Origin of the sequence: Paenibacillus sp. GbtcB18 (genome assembly GCF_019091125.1) — a bacterium.
Lineage (GTDB): Bacteria > Bacillota > Bacilli > Paenibacillales > NBRC-103111 > Paenibacillus_F > Paenibacillus_F chitinolyticus.
On the sequence record NZ_JAGXJX010000003.1, the window covers coordinates 643,453 to 658,745 of the forward strand.

Here is a 15,293-nt window from a genome sequence, read left to right on the forward strand (position 1 = left end):
GGGTCAATCCCCGATTTCGCCTATTTCCATCTTTTCGTCCAGCATCAAAATGTCGCGAATCTCCTGTTCCGTCATCGTGGACACCGATTCTTCCCCGGGACGGATCACATCTTCGATCAGCGTGCGCTTTTTCTGCTGAAGCTGGAACATTTTCTCCTCGACCGTACCCTGGCTGACCAGGCGGATCACCTGCACGACTTTCTTCTGGCCCATCCGGTAAGCCCGGTCCGCAGCCTGCTGCTCGACAGCCGGATTCCACCACAAATCGTACAGGATGACCGTGTCCGCCCCCGTCAGATTAAGTCCGGTTCCCCCCGCTTTCAGCGATATAAGGAAGACTTCCTTCTCCCCTTCGTTAAAACGGGTGCAAAGCTCTACCCGCTCGCTTCCTTTCGTTTTGCCGTCCAGGTAAAAATGCGGCACCCCTTCGTAGCCGAGTTCCCTGGAAATAAGGCCGAGCATTTCGGTGAACTGCGAGAAAATCAGCATCCGCTTGCCCGCGCTGCGGCATTCCTCTACGATCTCCAGCAGCTGTTCGAACTTAGCCGAACTTCCTTCGTAACCATCGACGAACAAAGCGGGATGGCAGCATATCTGACGGAGCCGGGTCAAGCCGGCGAGGATACGGATGCGGTTCTGCTGGAAGCTTTCTTCGTGGAGATGCTTGAGCGTCTCATGCCGGAGCTTCGCCAGAAAAGCGGTATACAGCTTCTTCTGCTCCGGCAGAAGCTCCGACGCCTGCACGGTTTCGATTTTATCCGGCAGCTCCTTGAGCACATCGGTTTTAAGCCTGCGCAGCAGAAACGGTCTGGCTCTCCGGGCCACCGCCTCCCTAGATAGTTCGTTAAATGCCTGCCGGGCGGGAAACAGCCCGGGAAACACCGCGTCGAAGATCGACCACAGTTCTTCGAGCTTGTTTTCTACCGGCGTGCCGGTCAGGGCGAAGCGGTAGGCCGCCTTTATTTGTTTGACGGACTGAGCGGTCTGGGTCGTATAGTTTTTGAACATCTGCGCCTCGTCGAGAATCAGCGTATGAAACGATTCTTTCGCGTAAAGATCCGTGTCCCGCCTCAACAGCGGGTACGAAGTCAGCACGACATCCGCCTTCGATCCTTTGCGCAGGACGCGGCTGCGCTGCGTTTTCGTCCCGTCGGCGATGACCACGCGGATTTCCGGCGCGAACTTTTTCAGCTCATGAAGCCAGTTGTATACGAGGGAAGCCGGTGAAACGATCAGCGCGGGCAGCTTCTTTTTCCGGATATCCGGCAGAACGGACACGAGAAAGGCGATGCTCTGAATCGTTTTGCCCAGCCCCATATCGTCCGCCAGAATTCCGCCGAAATGGTAATGAGCCAGCGTTTTCATCCATTGGTAACCGAATTTTTGGTAATCCCTCAGAATGGGCGAGAGCCGCTCTGGCACGGGGAAATCCAGGTTGTCCGGATTCCGCATATTTTCAAGCAGGCGGCGGAACGACTTGCCGAGTTTAACGGAGCTGCCTCTTTCCCGCGCGTCCGTCAAATGCAAGCCGCGGTTAACCGGCAGGCGGAATCCCCCATCCGTCATGTCGCCTTTTCCCGCTCCGGCTTCGTTCATCAGTGCGATGATCTCCTGGAACTCGGCGCTTTCCAGAGGTACAAGGGAGCCGTTCGGCAGCCGGTGATACTTTCTTTTGATCTGCATGGACCGGATCAGATTCCGGATTTCCGCTTCCGGCAGACCGAGCAGCTCGAATTTGAATTCGAGCCAGTCGGTGCGCTCGTCCACTTCTACCGTAATCTGGGGAGGAAAACCGGTATACAGCCTCTCTTTTACGGCGGACGTCGCATAAATATCCAGCATCCGCTCGAGCAGGGGAACCGTATGATACAGGAAATCATACTCCGCTTCCTCGTCGTCCCAGAAGTAGCCGCCTTCCGTCTTGGCAAACGAGTTCTGCTCCATAAGGCGGATGATGGCTTCCTCTTTCTCGGTGTCCCGCATCACAATATGATCGGTCCCTCGCTGGCGGCCGCCTTTCTCCAGAGGATTCAGGACGACGCTGCCGTAATGGAACTCCAGCCCGGCCAGCAGGCGGTCCCTGACCCGGTCCAGGTACAGCTTCGCCTTAAGCGGTGTCTGGTAAATCCGGTCCGACACGGAGGGAGCGATCCGGACTTTTCCGAGCTTCATCAATCCGGGGACCACTTTCTCCATGAATGGCTCCATCTGGCCGGGCGTAATGATCAGCCGGTTCCGGTGCGCCGTCTCCATCAGCCGCTTCAGCTCCGCCAGCCGCTTGCAGTGGTGAGCCGGAAGCTCCAGCAGTTCGCCTTTGTGCAGGACGATTCCGTACGTTTCCATCACCGTAATGCGGTCCAGGCCCTGCACGTCCATCCGGTAGCCGTCCGTTTCCGACCGGTCAAAATCGAACCGGAGCGGCAGCGGGTCGCTCGATATCCGTATGCCGTCGTAGACTCCATCCGCCAGCTCCAGCTTAACGCCCGGGGCATGAGCGAGCAGCGGCTGCAGCGTCGTCCACGAAAACGGCGGAATCGGCAGCATCCGCTCCCCTCCCGGAAATGCCTTCGCGGAGAATGCGGACGAATAACCGGTTTCCCTGTACAAGTTCTCGTTCTGGTAAATCTTGATAAACTGGCGCAGCACTTCATCGTGTTCCCGGCGAAAACCGTGAACATTCGGCTCGTACGTGAACACCCTGGAAAATTCATACGCTTCCCCGCGGTCGAGCCGTTCCAGAAAGTCTCTTATTTTTTGAACGATGTAGAGTCTTTTCGGCCCTATTTTCAGTTCGGCGGCGAACATAACTTTTCGAAACCCGTAGGCGAAAGGCCGGATCAAGATTTCCAGATCCAACGTCTCCCTCTCATCCCGCGTAAAACGGGTGCTCCCGGGCCGCCTGCTTCCTCCGAAAAGCCCCAGCATGCTGCTGGTCAATTCGGTGTCGTAAGTGGAAGCTTCCTCCGCTTGGCCGGATTCCGGTAATCCGGAAGATACGGCCGCGCTTACGCTCCGGGCTTCGGACGATCGTTCAAACAGAGCCGCGCCCGGAAAATCCTTGTCGATCCGGCTAGAATCCAGCAGCTTGAGCAGCACGGCCGCCGTATGCTTGCACGATTGTCTGAAAGAAGGAAGCGACGGGCAGGTGCATTCCGCGTTGATCCCCCCTCCGGACAGCACGCTCACTTTTACGAGGTAACTCTCGCGGTCGTCCACGGTCGCCTCCACACTCTGCAGGACGGGATCATGGTAGGTAAAAACAACTTTCCCGGAGCGGTTCAGCGCCTCTCCTTTATCGTAAGCGGTCCGGCCGCATAACAGTTGGATCGCTTTGCGTGTCAATGCAGAACTCATCCGGTACTCCTTTCCGGCAAAAAAATTTTCTTTTTTGTCCGTCCTGGTTCGGACGTCGCGTCCTCTTATGATACCAGAATGGTCGGGAAAGAAAAGAAAGAGCCTTCCCGAAGCTGCGTAAGCTTCAGGAAAGCTCTTTCCACGTACTGTGTTCCGGCTCCCGCATGAGCGCGGATTCGACCCGCCGCCGCGCAGGGCCACAGCGAGCGTCTGGAATTCCTGCGCGCCGGAAAGGCCCGTACCGGCCCGCGGATGAGCGATCAATGCTCTCACACGTGCCGGATCGTCTTGACCGGGGGCCGCGAGAATTACAGCTTAACCCGCTGCAGCCTCAGCGCATTCAGCACGACGGATACCGAGCTGAGCGCCATGGCGGCTCCGGCGATCCACGGGGCGAGCAGGCCGAGTGCCGCGACCGGAATGCCGAGCGTGTTGTAGCCGAGCGCCCAGAAGAGGTTCTGACGGATGTTGCTCATCGTTCTGCGGCTCATATAGATCGCGTCCGGGATCGAATTGAGATCGCCGCGCATCAGAGTGACATCCGCCGCCTCCATGGCGACATCCGTGCCGGTGCCGATCGCCATTCCGATATCGGCCTGCGCCAGCGCCGGAGCGTCGTTGATGCCGTCGCCGACCATCGCCACTTTCTTGCCTTGGGCTTGAAGCTTCTTCACTTCCTCGGCTTTGCCTTCGGGAAGCACCTCCGCCCTTACCTGGTCGATTCCGACCTGACGGGCGATCGCCTGAGCGGTGCGCTCGTTGTCCCCGGTAATCATGATGACTTCGATGCCCATTCCCTTCAGACGGGCAACGGCCTCTTTCGACGTTTCCTTGACGGTATCGGCAACCGCAACGAGCCCGGCATAGCTGCGGTTGACCGCCACGAGCATGGCCGTTTTGCCTTCCTGCTCCAGCCGTGCCATCGTATCGCCAGCATGACCCGCATCCACCTCGTAGCGGCTCATCAGCTTGCGCGTTCCCGCCAGAACTTCCTGTCCGTCCACAACCGCACGGATTCCGAAGCCGGGAATGGCTTCAAATTCGGACGAAGCCGGAACAGAGACGCCTCTTGCCGCTATCCCGCTGACGATCGCTTCCGCCAGGGGATGCTCCGAATTTTTTTCCGCGGCCCCCAAAAGCTCCAGGAACCGTTTCTCGTCCATCGAAGCGGTCAACACATCCGTAAGCTCGGGTTTGCCTTTCGTGACGGTTCCCGTTTTGTCCAGAATAATCGCGTCGATTCCGTGCGTGGATTCCAGATGCTCTCCGCCTTTGAACAGTATCCCCAGCTCCGCCGCCCGTCCGGAACCCGCCATAATCGACGTCGGCGTCGCCAATCCGAGCGCGCAAGGGCAGGCAATCACGAGGATGGCGATCGCTTTTTCCAGCGCTCCCGCAAAATCCCCCGGCGTTACCCAGAAATACCAGATCACAAACGCCGCAAGCGCAATACCGACGACAATCGGTACGAAAATGCCGGATATGACGTCCGCCACGCGCTGGATCGGCGCTTTGGAGCCCTGGGCTTCCTCGACCACTTTAATAATTTGGGCCAATGCGGTATCCTTGCCGACTTTGGTCGCCCGGATTCTCAGAGAGCCGTTTTTGTTGAGCGTCGCCCCGATGACCGGATCTCCGGCTTTTTTGCCGACGGGCAGGCTTTCCCCCGTAAGCATCGACTCATCCACCGAAGAGCTGCCTTCCAGCACTTCTCCGTCTACCGGAATTTTCTCGCCGGGTTTGACCAGGACGATATCGCCCGCGATCACTTCTTCGACCGGTACCGCGGTTTCTTTCCCGTCTCTAATGACAAGCGCGGTTTTCGCCTGCAGGCCCATCAGCGATTTGATCGCTTCCGAGGTGCGGCCTTTGGCAAGCGACTCGAATAATTTGCCGAGCAGAACGAGCGTGATCAGGACCGCACTCGTTTCGTAATACATCTCAGGCCCGTGGTGTACGCTGCCGCCGTGACGCGCCCACTCCACGGTCAGATAGAGGCTGTAGAAATAAGCCGCGGAAGTTCCGAGCGACACAAGCACGTCCATGTTGGCGCTTTTGTTGCGCAGAGCCTTGTAAGCGCCCGTATAGAACTGGCGTCCGATATAAAACTGCACCGGGGTGGCCAGCGCAAGCTGGAACCACGGGTTCATAAACAAGTCGGGCAGCCAGACCCATGTAGACATGAAGGAGAAGTGGCCGACCATCGACCAGAGCAGCGGCAGGGACAGAATCGCCGAGAGAATCAGCTTGCGCTTGTGCCGCTTAAGCTCCTCCTGCCTGTGTACCGCGGGGTCTCCCTGCTCCTGCTTGAGAAGAGCCTTGTAGCCCAGCTTCTCCACTTTGCCCTGCATATCGGCAGGCGTAACCTCGCCCGGCTGGTACTCGACATGCGCGGTTTCCAGCGCGAAGTTGACGGTTGCGGACGTGACGCCCGGCATTTTGGCAAGCCCTTTCTCAATCCGGTTGGCGCACGCTGCGCACGTCATTCCCTCCAGTTGAAAATCCACGAAGTCCTTCACGGTGCTGTAGCCCAGCTTGCCGATTTTCTCTTCCAATTGAGCCGTGTTCACCCGGGAAGGATCGTAGGTGACGGTCGCCCGTTCCAGAGCGAAGTTAACATTAGCTGTCTGCACGCCCTCGACTTTGTTCAGCCCCTTCTCGATCCGGTTGGCGCACGCCGCGCACGTCATTCCCGCTATTTGCAAGTTTGCCTGCTTCGTCGCCTCTTCTCCGGCTGCCTTCACGTTTGCTGCCATTCGAAACACCTCTTTCCGCCTCTGAAAATCTTCGTTTTTATAAGATGAGAAAAGTTCCTCTTCTTCATTCGGTTAATTATAGTATACCCCCCTACCCTATATTTAGCAAGAGGCCTTTTCAATTTATTTCAAAAAAGTAACAATCCTTCGAAATGTGCTCCTTAAGCCGCGGGAAAGGGTAATAATGAAGAGAAGGCGAAAGACGAACCAGACTACGGCATGTTGGAAAAGCATGTATCGAAACGGAGTGATCGCTATGAACACGACGAACTTTTCCGTCAAAAAAACCGCCCTCCTTGCGGTTCTCACGGCGGTATCCCTTACCGCCTGCAGCTCTATCGGTCCTGCGGCGACTGGGGACGCAGCCGGCAGTGCAGCGGCATCGGCCGCCGCAAGTCCGGGACCCGCTTCCGGAACGGCTGCCCCGGCGAGCACGGCACCCGTACCTTCGGTTAAGCCGGATCAGATCCAGACCCGGTTGACCGATTTTCAGCTCATCTCGGATGCGGCGGGTTTCGCCTGGGGAGAGACGAACGGCTCCCTGCGCTTATACCGCACCGATGACGGCGGGCGGAACTGGACCCTCCTGAGTCCCTGGAACGACACGTTCAAAAGCGGAGCTCCTACCGCGGGCGGCTCCCTGTACTTCCTCGACGCGCAGCACGGATGGACGGCCGCGGCGGATAACGGACGAAAGACCGTGACCGCTTTTACGACGGACGGCGGGCAGAGCTGGACCCGAGGTACGCTGGATAAAGCGACTTACGCCGCCGGCCTCTCCTTTGCCGATCCCCTGCACGGCTGGATGCTGACTTCATCCGATGCGGCGATGGGCAAATCGGAAAAAACGCTGTACGCCACGGACAACGGAGGCAAAGACTGGAAACCGCTGACGAGCGTTTCCTTGGATAAACCCGTGCCGGGAGAGCTCCCCCTGTCGGGACATGCGTCCGGCATGACCTTTACGGACACCCGAAACGGCTGGATCGCCCTCGCGGGCCATGAAGAAAAGCCGGTCTTGTACCGCACGCGGGACGGCGGCAAAACGTGGAACAACGTTCCGATGAAGATCCCGCAGGAGTTGAAAGATTCTTCCGTCACACTGAACGGGGCGCCCGTATTTTTCACAGATGAGCCGGGCAAAGGCTGGATTCCCGTACAGACGGTAAGCGCCAATACGGACAGCCGCGACGCTTACGTGACGGAGGACGGGGGGCAGACGTGGTCCTTTAAGCGAACCGGCATGCAAGACGCGCTTACTTTCGCGGACAGCCTGCACGGCTGGGGATTCAAGGATAAGGTTCTCCATGCGACCTCGGATGGAGGCGCAACTTGGAACCCGGTTCCATCCGATCCCGTTTTGACGGATACGCTCAAAAATAATCCGAACGTCATCCGGCTCGGATTCGCCGGCCCGCAGACGGGCTGGCTGCTGCTCGGCTCGGAGGACGGCAAGAAGTCGAAGCTGCTTAAAACGACCGATGCAGGCAAGCATTGGATGTTGTTGTAGCAATTCCCCATGGCCTGCAGCCAAATCGCATAAGCCCAAAAAAGCAATCCTTCCTTTCGGACGGGATTGCTTTTTTGGGGTTGAACTCGCCCATGAATCCAGCTCGTACAGATTGTTCCGGCTGCCACTCGCCGTATTGAACCCGCATGGATAAGCGATCCGCTTCCAGCAGGGTCGATTTGCCGGAGCCGTTCTCGCCGACTTCCCCTTCCGGCACGCAATCCCCTGCATCCCGCCCGTCAAGAAGAGCCGTGATTCCGCCAAGACCCACAGCTCCTTTTCATGCTTTTACACCGAATCCGTTCAAGACCGGCTACGGTTTCAGGACGACTTTAATGCAGTCTTCCAGCTTGTTCATAAAGACTTCGTAACCGTGTTCCGCATCCGTTTAACGGCAGCAGGTGAGTGATAATATCCGTCGTGTCGAGCTCACCTGTCTTGATTTGGCGATAAAGCTCGGGCATATAATGAATGACGGGAGCCTGTCCCATCTTGAGTGTGATATTCCGGGAAAACAAATCGCCCAGCGGGAACATGTTGTATGTCAGCCCGTAGACGCCGATCAGTTGGATCGTGCCGTTTTTGCGGTCGACTTTCGTTGCGGTCTGGACCGGTCCCAGCGTTCCTCCTTGAAGCTTAAGCGCCGTCTCTACCTTCTCCACGACTGATTTCTCTCCGTCCATCCCCACACAGTCAATGACCACGTCGGCGCCGCCGCTCGTCAAATCGAACAGATAGTTTTCGATGTCGTCTTTTTTCTTGAAGTTATACGCCTCGACTTTGTTGATCTGTTTGGCGTGCCGGAGCCGGTAGTCGACGTGGTCAACGGCAATGACGCGTTTGGCACCCTTCTGCCAGGCGATTTTCTGGGCCAGCAGACCGACGGGGCCGCTTCCGAGAATAATGACGGTGTCGCCTTTTTTGACGCCCGAGTTTTCTATCGCCCAGTAGGCGGTCGGCAGGATGTCCGAGAGGAACAAGATCTGCTCGTCCTCCATCTCCGCATCTTCGGGTACGACGAACGGCATGAAATTGCCGTAAGGGACGCACAGCAGCTCCGCCTGCCCTCCGGGATACCCCCCCCCCCCGTAGGTTTCCGAATAGCCCAGATAAGCGCCCGTTTCCTTCCGCTACTTCGTCTGCGCTTACTTCGTCTGCGCTTCTTTCCGCTTCGTCTTGCTCTGGCCTTCTTTCGTATCCGGCCTGGCCGCGAGTTCGTCTTCGTAGGTATAGCTGACGTGTTCTTCGACCGGGCTTCCGCCGATCAGATGCTCACGGACAATGCGCCTCCCGATTTCAGGGGTCACCTCTTTGTACCATACCCCCTCCGGGTACACGGTAATGACACAGGCATCCTCGCATCTGCCCTGACAGCGCGTCCGGGTCGTATGAATGCGAACATCCGCTTCCTGCAGCTTGATCTCATCGCGCATCGCCTCGACGACTTCTTCCGCTCCTTTTTTGGTACAACTGCCCCCGTTGCAAAAGAAAAGATGATGTTTCATGCCGTTCAGATTCCAAGTTGTCATCATGGTCTCCTTTTATAAAATAGGAATTGGAAAATAATTAATTATTCGTAACTTTTACGATAAAACGTATCGTACACAGATTTCCTCGATCTGTCAACGCACTCATCAAAAAAAACCGCCTTCCCCCAAGGAGAAGACGGTCGAATGATTCGATATCCGATTCAGTAACGCCGCTCATCTTCAGGCTCATTACCTATACGATCCCGATTCATTTTCGCGTTCTGCGGCTGCATGTCCAGCAAACGATCCAGTTTCTCTTCGATTCTTTGCAGCTTGGTCAGCATAAACAGTCTGCGGTTGACTCTGGTCCGGATAAACATCGATAAGCTGGTAACAAAAATAACGACAAATCCGACGATAACAAGCAAGTAAACAATACTGGCCCAGGAAATGAACCCGATCGTGTCCATTTTGTTCAACCTCGTTTCATTTATTCGGTCTTGCGTCTTCCGGCCTTGAGGTCGGGCATCGTTCAGCCGATTTCTCTCGATAGCACTTCAATCTCGTGTTTGTTGCGCTCCCCGTGTCCGATACGGAGCCGATGCCCGTCCAAATCGCGGATCACGAACTCTCTCATTCCCCAAGACTTGGACTGGATATCTTCTATGAAATCCACCTGCTGCGTTTTCAAAAATTGATAGACTTGATCCGCGTTTCGGACAAAAAAATAAAGCGTCTGGACTTCGACCTTGTCCGATTTCGTGAAATGAACTTCGATATTCCCATTGTAGACCGATCCGTATGTATCCTCCAGAACCCAAGCCAGGTCAAACTTTAGCACATCGCGGTAGAATTCAAGCGCCTTGAATACATTTTTAACGGGCAGTACCGGTGCTTGATGCTGAATATATTTCTTCATGTTCTTCTCCTTATTATTGTGAGCGCAGATACCTGTCTGTGCGTCTTTCCCGGATGATTCCCACGATCCACACCAATAAATTCAATCCAACGAGATTTGAAACCAGATACATCCACCAGGTGTACAAGCCGAAACCTTCGGGATGCGGTAAAAAACGAAGTACTCCAATTTTTTATATTCCGTGAAGCAGGAAAGCAGCGATAACAAACAACCGAACACAAAATAAGTACCTTTCTTCATAAGACGCGCTCCCGATGAAAAAACAACCTCTTCCAGTATATGGTTTATCCTCGGCTGTTACAACTATTTAACCCGCCGCCCTTTTACGGGACGTTCCGCCGCGAAGCCGCCAGACCATCCAGGCGCTTGCCGCATACAAGAGCGCGCTCAAATAAAACAACACGTCGATCGTAAGCCAATCGATGAGATACCCCCCGGCCAGAACCGCGAATCCGGAAGAGACCGACGTCCAGAAATGATAGGTCCCCAGAACCGGCCCCCTTGCTCCGCGATCCGTATAATCGGCCAGCAGCAGCCTCTCGCTCATTCTCTGCATGGCGCTGCATAGGCCCATTCCCGTTTGAAGCACGAGCACCCACACGTAAGAGCCGACCCAAGGAAAAGCCAGCATCGACGCCATCATCCCGAGCGAGCTGAGAGCCAGAATCTCTCTGCCGAAGCGGTCCAGCCGCGGCCCCAAATAGCGGGACACCGCCGCGGAGCTGACGGTAAAAACCGCGAATGCCAGCCCGTACTTGGAATAGCTGTTGCCCAAATTTTTCAGGAAAAGCAGGTAATACGGATAAATCATGCCGGATGCCAGCGTGATAACGCTTTGGAAGCGGATAAGCCACCGGATATTCATCTATTTATCCCCTTTATATGTCTCATAAAATTCGTTCATAAACAGATGATCGGGGTCCGCCTCGTCTTTTTTACGGAAAAATTGCTCGTACCGCGGATAAACCGTGCGGAACTGTTCAACACTCGGATAAGCGGCGTAGGGCAAGTAATAGGTCCCTCCGCTCCGGATCACCTCGTCGATAATCCGCCGGATACCCGCTTTTAAACGCGTCTGCGCTTCTTCCGAAAGCGAAGTGTTAAACAGGCACACCAGAGCCAGCATATCGTCCTGCGCGTAGGACAGCACGGCTTCCTCGTCGCGGTTCACATACCGGACCGTAATGTTCAGCAGATTGAGGTCTTCTTCGAGCAGCACGCTGCGCAGGCGGTCCACAAAATCGGCAAATTCGTCCACCGGGATAAAATATTCCTGAAGCAGGTCGTTCTTCCCCGACTCCCGGTATTCCATGAAAGCGGACTCCGAACGCATCGCGTTGTTTCTGGAGACGATCTCGTCCTGCCGGTTGGAAAAATAGTTCTTTTGCAGTGCCCAGAACAAATTTTTGCCCCAATCCGAGCTGCGGTTCAAGTGAAACAGCACCTTGCTCGGCAAAACCCCGTACTCCCGCGTATGAAGCCGATTGTATTCGGATAGCTTCAGCGACGGATCGGCCGTGTACAAGGTCGCATACATCTCCGTCAGGAAATGATCCGGAGCTACCGAAATCCGCGCGATGCTCATGCGGACGTCCGGGCTGCCTTTTACCCTTTCTTTGAAAAAGGTGCTGAACGCCTCCACCCGGGTCGCTTCCGTGGTCATCCGGTAAATTTCATCTTCCGCGAGAGTCAGCGTAACATCCAGGATCACGCCGAACAAGCCGTATCCGCCGAGCACGTAAGGAAACAAATCCGCGTTTTCCGTCCGGCTGACTTGTTTGATGATGCCGTCCGCGGTCAGGAGCCGGAATGACTCGACGCTGCTGATCATAGAGCCGTTGCGGATATCCCGGCCGTGGGCGTTAATGGAAACGGAACCGCCGACGGTAAAAATATTTTGGGACTGCATCGTTTTGACGGCCAGTCCGTAAGGATGGACGAAATCCTGTACGTCTTTCCAGGTCGCCCCCGCTTGGACGCGGATAGTGCGGGCCCCCGGATCGAAGGAAAGGACACGGTTAAACGTTGTCATGTCCAAAACGATCCCGTCCTTGTAGAAGGTATGGCCGCCCTGGCTGTGACGCTGCCCCGCTATGCTTACGCTCAGCTTCTTCGCTCTGGCTTCCTCCAGCAGCTTGACGAGCTGTTCCTCCTCGCGGCCCTCCACGACCCGCTCCACTTTAACCGGATGTAGACGGCAGTAGTCCGTAATGAGGAATGGATCTTGGTCCGGCGTCCCGGTCCTGATATACGCCAGTATGCAGAGGACAGCCAGCAGGACAAAAGCCGCCGCTCTAACCGCAGAGCCGCTGGCAGCGCCTTTGCCCGGGGAAGCCGGATCGTTTGTCGGAGCCCGCGCATCCGGATCCGGTAAGCCGCTTTTAACATTTTCGTTTCGGGTCTTCTTCTCCTCCGGCATTATCCCCTCCAGCCTTCACGTCTGTTGTTCCTTAGCCATGTATTCGACAGACTTCCATCTTATTCCTTTTCCTTAAATGTAAGACTATGTAAGATTTTATCTTTTATTATGTTAAAAAAGACAGCTCATGCGAGCTGTCTCTAAATGCCGGATCTCTCTGCGTTCCCCTTGACCCTTACGTTACGTGATCATCTAAACTGGCGGCAGGAGATGGCCGATCTGATATGAAACTTGCCATAGAACCGACTTTAACTCAATATGCCGCACTCTATGACCTGCCTGAGCGCAAGCGGAAAGATTATTTCCATTATACGACGATGAACCATTTCGAGTCGATGTGGACCCTCATCGGGGTTCCGCTAAAGCAGGGCAGCCCGGCGGCCATGACGTTCTGGCCGCTTCGGGGATGTTCGGCTATCTCTCTGTCCGTGAGACGAAGAAGGGCCTGGAGGCGCTGGAGAAGCTCCGGCAGGCCGCATAAGACCATGACCGTGGTCCGGCTACTCCCTGTATTTGCGCAGCACGATAACCGCATTATGCCCGCCGAATCCGAACGAGTTCGAGAGACCGATTTCAAGTTCGGCTTTTCTTGCCGTACCGGGGACATAATCGAGATCACAGTCGGGGTCCCTTTGCTCCAAATTAATCGTCGGAGGAATGATGCCTTCCTGCAAAGTTTTGACGAGCGCGATCGCTTCCGCCCCGCCGGCGGCTCCGAACATATGCCCTGTCATCGACTTGTTGGCTGTCACGGGTATGCGGTAGGCGTCTTCTCCGAAAAGATTTTTGATCGCGATCGTCTCGGACTTGTCCCCTACCCCCGTACTCGTCGCGTGCGCGCTGATGACATCCACCTCGCCCGGAGCAATTCCCGCGCTCGCGAGGGCCGATTTCATGGCCTGCTGCGCCCCTCTCCCCTCGGGATGAGTCGCCACCATGTGGTAGGCGTCCGAGCTCGCGCCGTATCCGGTCACTTCGGCGTAGATGCGGGCATTCCGGCGACGCGCATGGCTCAGCGACTCCAGAATCAGGATGCCGGCCCCTTCGGCCATCACGAAGCCGTCTCTTCCCGCATCGAACGGGCGGCTCGCTTTCGCGGGCTCCTCGTTACGCGTGGAGAGCGCCGTGGCGTTGCCGAAGCTCGCCAGCGAAATTTCGCCGGCGGCCGCTTCCGAGCCCCCGGCGATAATGACATCCGCATCGCCTGTGCGGATCGTGCGGAACGCTTCGCCGATGGCGGTGTTGCCGATGGAGCAGGCCGTAACCGGCGACATCGTCGGCCCGAGCGTCTGATGCCGGATCGAGATCATGGCCGCCGCCATATTCGAGATCATCATCGGCACAAGCGTGGGGCTGACCCGCTCCGGCCCGCGCTCCAGCAGCACGCGGTTCTGCTCCAGCAGGGTGCCGATTCCGCCGATGCCGGAGCCCACGTACACTCCGACGCGTTCGCGGTCCGTCATGTCCAGATTCAACTCCGCATCCATCAGGGCTTGGTCGGCGGCGGCCAGAGCGAATTGGCAGAAGCGGTCCATTTTTCTCGCTTCCTTGCGTCCGAATAACGCTTCTCCGTCAAAATCGCGCACAAGTCCGGCTATTTTCGCTTTGTATCGGGTCGTATCGAAGGTGTCGATCCGGGAGATCCCCGACTGCCCCTGCACCAGACGTTCCCAAAACGGGGCCACCCCGTTGCCGAGCGACGAAATAATACCCATTCCTGTAATAACGACTCTTTCCATCCTACATCCTCCTCTATAAAAGCTGGTCCATATCCTCATCTTGTCACTCGATGTATCCTATTACAAGTTGTAGTTTATTCTAGTATAATTACTACTACGATAAGGATTCGAGGAGATGAGCGGATGAACAAGGACGAAAGACTGGAAGCTCTGTCGGCTTTTCTAAAAAGTCAGCGGGCCAAGCTGCTCCCGCAAAACATGGGGCTCCCCGCCGGAACCAGGCGAAGAACCCCCGGGCTTCGCAGAGAGGAAGTCGCTCAGCTCGCGGGGGTCAGCACGACCTGGTATACGTGGCTGGAGCAAGGACGGGATATTAAAGTGTCGGCCTCGGTGCTGGATAATATCGCTTCCGCGCTGCAGCTGACGGTAGACGAGCGGAGGTACCTCACTTCCCTGGCGCTGGAAGCCAGCTCGGGCATTCACTTGCTCCAGGACGAGCTGCCGCAAATCTCACCCTCCCTGCAGAAAATTTTGCAGGAGCTGAAAAACTGCCCGACCATCATCTCCGACCGCAGGTGTACGATTGTCGGCTGGAACGAGGCGGCCACGCGCGTTTTCCTCGATTTCGAGAAGATTTCGCCCGAACAGCGCAACATGATCTCCCTGCTGTTTGCACGTAAGGAATTCCGCCGGCTTGCGGTAAACTGGGAAGATTTCGTCAGCGGCTTTCTCGCTATTTTCCGCGCGTATTACGGCCAGTATTTTGAAGACGAGTGGTACAACGGTTTCCTGGCCGAAATGAAGCTCACCTACCCCGAATTCAACCGGCTGTGGGAACAAAGCAAGGTGAGCTCCGCACCGGAAGTTCTGATCGAGTTCCGGCATGCCAAAGCGGGAAAAATGCTGTTTGACCTGACGTCCCTGCAGGTGCGCGGCGGCACGGATTTGCGCTGCAGCATCTATACTCCCGCGCCGGAATCGTCGACGGAAATGAAGCTGATGCAGCTCATGGACCGGAGCTGACAGCCCCGCTGCGCCGGGCGTCCGCGCGCGGCAGAGCCGGATGGCGCAGCGTCCCCTTGATTTGCGGGACAACGATACCACAGCCGATGCGGCGGACCCTCTTCATACTTGCGCCTGTCCACATCGCCCGGGGCACACAGATCGCTCCCCCGCGCTTGTTTCTC

General features: G+C 56.3%; 12 protein-coding genes and 1 pseudogene. 3 read left to right on the forward strand and 10 right to left on the reverse strand.

Annotated features, from left to right (window positions below; translation table 11 throughout):
• Positions 1 to 3: 3 nt before the first annotated feature.
• Both KVT34_RS13215 and KVT34_RS13220 read right to left on the reverse strand, forming a co-directional pair.
• Positions 4 to 3,354 (reverse strand): DEAD/DEAH box helicase, encoded by a 3,351-nt coding sequence (locus KVT34_RS13215; RefSeq protein WP_217559152.1) that lies wholly within the window; start codon positions 3,352 to 3,354, stop codon positions 4 to 6.
• A 308-nt stretch (positions 3,355 to 3,662) separates the two neighbouring features.
• Positions 3,663 to 6,110 (reverse strand): heavy metal translocating P-type ATPase, encoded by a 2,448-nt coding sequence (locus tag KVT34_RS13220; RefSeq protein WP_217559154.1) that lies wholly within the window; start codon positions 6,108 to 6,110, stop codon positions 3,663 to 3,665.
• Positions 6,111 to 6,366: 256 nt separating this feature from the next.
• Here KVT34_RS13220 and KVT34_RS13225 point away from each other — a divergent pair, with 256 nt between their 5' ends.
• On the forward strand, positions 6,367 to 7,620 hold the full coding sequence (locus tag KVT34_RS13225) for a WD40/YVTN/BNR-like repeat-containing protein (RefSeq protein WP_217559156.1): 1,254 nt from the start codon (positions 6,367 to 6,369) through the stop codon (positions 7,618 to 7,620).
• A gap of 313 nt (positions 7,621 to 7,933) precedes the next feature.
• On the opposite strand, the pseudogene KVT34_RS13230 reads toward KVT34_RS13225, so the two are convergent.
• From KVT34_RS13230 to KVT34_RS13255, 6 genes and pseudogenes are all read right to left on the reverse strand, one after another.
• Positions 7,934 to 8,744 (reverse strand): annotated as a pseudogene (locus tag KVT34_RS13230) (zinc-binding dehydrogenase); the annotation flags it as partial.
• A gap of 21 nt (positions 8,745 to 8,765) precedes the next feature.
• Entirely contained in the window at positions 8,766 to 9,149 is a 384-nt protein-coding gene (locus KVT34_RS13235) for a (2Fe-2S) ferredoxin domain-containing protein (protein WP_217559157.1), read from the reverse strand.
• Between the two features lie 161 nt (positions 9,150 to 9,310).
• Positions 9,311 to 9,559 carry a DUF4083 family protein gene (locus KVT34_RS13240; protein ID WP_217559158.1) on the reverse strand — a complete coding sequence of 83 codons (249 nt, stop codon included), beginning with the start codon at positions 9,557 to 9,559 and terminating at the stop codon, positions 9,311 to 9,313.
• 62 nt (positions 9,560 to 9,621) lie between these two features.
• A complete protein-coding gene (locus KVT34_RS13245; protein WP_217559159.1) occupies positions 9,622 to 10,008 on the reverse strand; it encodes a VOC family protein in 387 nt (128 codons plus the stop codon).
• A gap of 307 nt (positions 10,009 to 10,315) precedes the next feature.
• Complete coding sequence (locus KVT34_RS13250) at positions 10,316 to 10,873, reverse strand: MFS transporter (protein WP_217559160.1); 558 nt, start codon at positions 10,871 to 10,873, stop codon at positions 10,316 to 10,318.
• Positions 10,874 to 12,427, reverse strand: coding sequence for an FAD-binding oxidoreductase (locus KVT34_RS13255; RefSeq protein ID WP_217559161.1), 1,554 nt, complete (start codon positions 12,425 to 12,427; stop codon positions 10,874 to 10,876).
• 337 nt (positions 12,428 to 12,764) lie between these two features.
• On the opposite strand from KVT34_RS13255, the gene KVT34_RS13260 reads away from it, so the two are divergent.
• Complete coding sequence (locus KVT34_RS13260; protein WP_217559162.1) at positions 12,765 to 12,908, forward strand: hypothetical protein; 144 nt, start codon at positions 12,765 to 12,767, stop codon at positions 12,906 to 12,908.
• Between the two features lie 19 nt (positions 12,909 to 12,927).
• Here KVT34_RS13260 and fabF read toward each other — a convergent pair whose 3' ends face one another.
• Positions 12,928 to 14,166, reverse strand: coding sequence for a beta-ketoacyl-ACP synthase II (fabF, locus tag KVT34_RS13265; protein WP_217559164.1), 1,239 nt, complete (start codon positions 14,164 to 14,166; stop codon positions 12,928 to 12,930).
• Positions 14,167 to 14,289: 123 nt separating this feature from the next.
• On the opposite strand from fabF, the gene KVT34_RS13270 reads away from it, so the two are divergent.
• Positions 14,290 to 15,129, forward strand: coding sequence for a helix-turn-helix transcriptional regulator (locus tag KVT34_RS13270; protein ID WP_217559166.1), 840 nt, complete (start codon positions 14,290 to 14,292; stop codon positions 15,127 to 15,129).
• On the opposite strand, the gene KVT34_RS13275 is transcribed toward KVT34_RS13270, so the two are convergent.
• Positions 15,113 to 15,265, reverse strand: coding sequence for a hypothetical protein (locus KVT34_RS13275; RefSeq protein ID WP_217559168.1), 153 nt, complete (start codon positions 15,263 to 15,265; stop codon positions 15,113 to 15,115). The two genes, KVT34_RS13270 and KVT34_RS13275, sit on opposite strands and share 17 nt — an antisense overlap.
• Positions 15,266 to 15,293: the final 28 nt, after the last annotated feature.

Coding starts and splice junctions, on each gene's coding strand:
- KVT34_RS13240 (WP_217559158.1), bottom strand. CDS start 9,559: ATGGACACGATCGGGTTCATTTCCTGGGCCAGTATTGTTTACTTGCTT.
- fabF (WP_217559164.1), bottom strand. CDS start 14,166: ATGGAAAGAGTCGTTATTACAGGAATGGGTATTATTTCGTCGCTCGGC.
- KVT34_RS13255 (WP_217559161.1), bottom strand. CDS start 12,427: ATGCCGGAGGAGAAGAAGACCCGAAACGAAAATGTTAAAAGCGGCTTA.
- KVT34_RS13270 (WP_217559166.1), top strand. CDS start 14,290: ATGAACAAGGACGAAAGACTGGAAGCTCTGTCGGCTTTTCTAAAAAGT.
- KVT34_RS13245 (WP_217559159.1), bottom strand. CDS start 10,008: ATGAAGAAATATATTCAGCATCAAGCACCGGTACTGCCCGTTAAAAAT.
- KVT34_RS13250 (WP_217559160.1), bottom strand. CDS start 10,873: ATGAATATCCGGTGGCTTATCCGCTTCCAAAGCGTTATCACGCTGGCA.
- KVT34_RS13225 (WP_217559156.1), top strand. CDS start 6,367: ATGAACACGACGAACTTTTCCGTCAAAAAAACCGCCCTCCTTGCGGTT.
- KVT34_RS13220 (WP_217559154.1), bottom strand. CDS start 6,110: ATGGCAGCAAACGTGAAGGCAGCCGGAGAAGAGGCGACGAAGCAGGCA.
- KVT34_RS13215 (WP_217559152.1), bottom strand. CDS start 3,354: ATGAGTTCTGCATTGACACGCAAAGCGATCCAACTGTTATGCGGCCGG.
- KVT34_RS13235 (WP_217559157.1), bottom strand. CDS start 9,149: ATGACAACTTGGAATCTGAACGGCATGAAACATCATCTTTTCTTTTGC.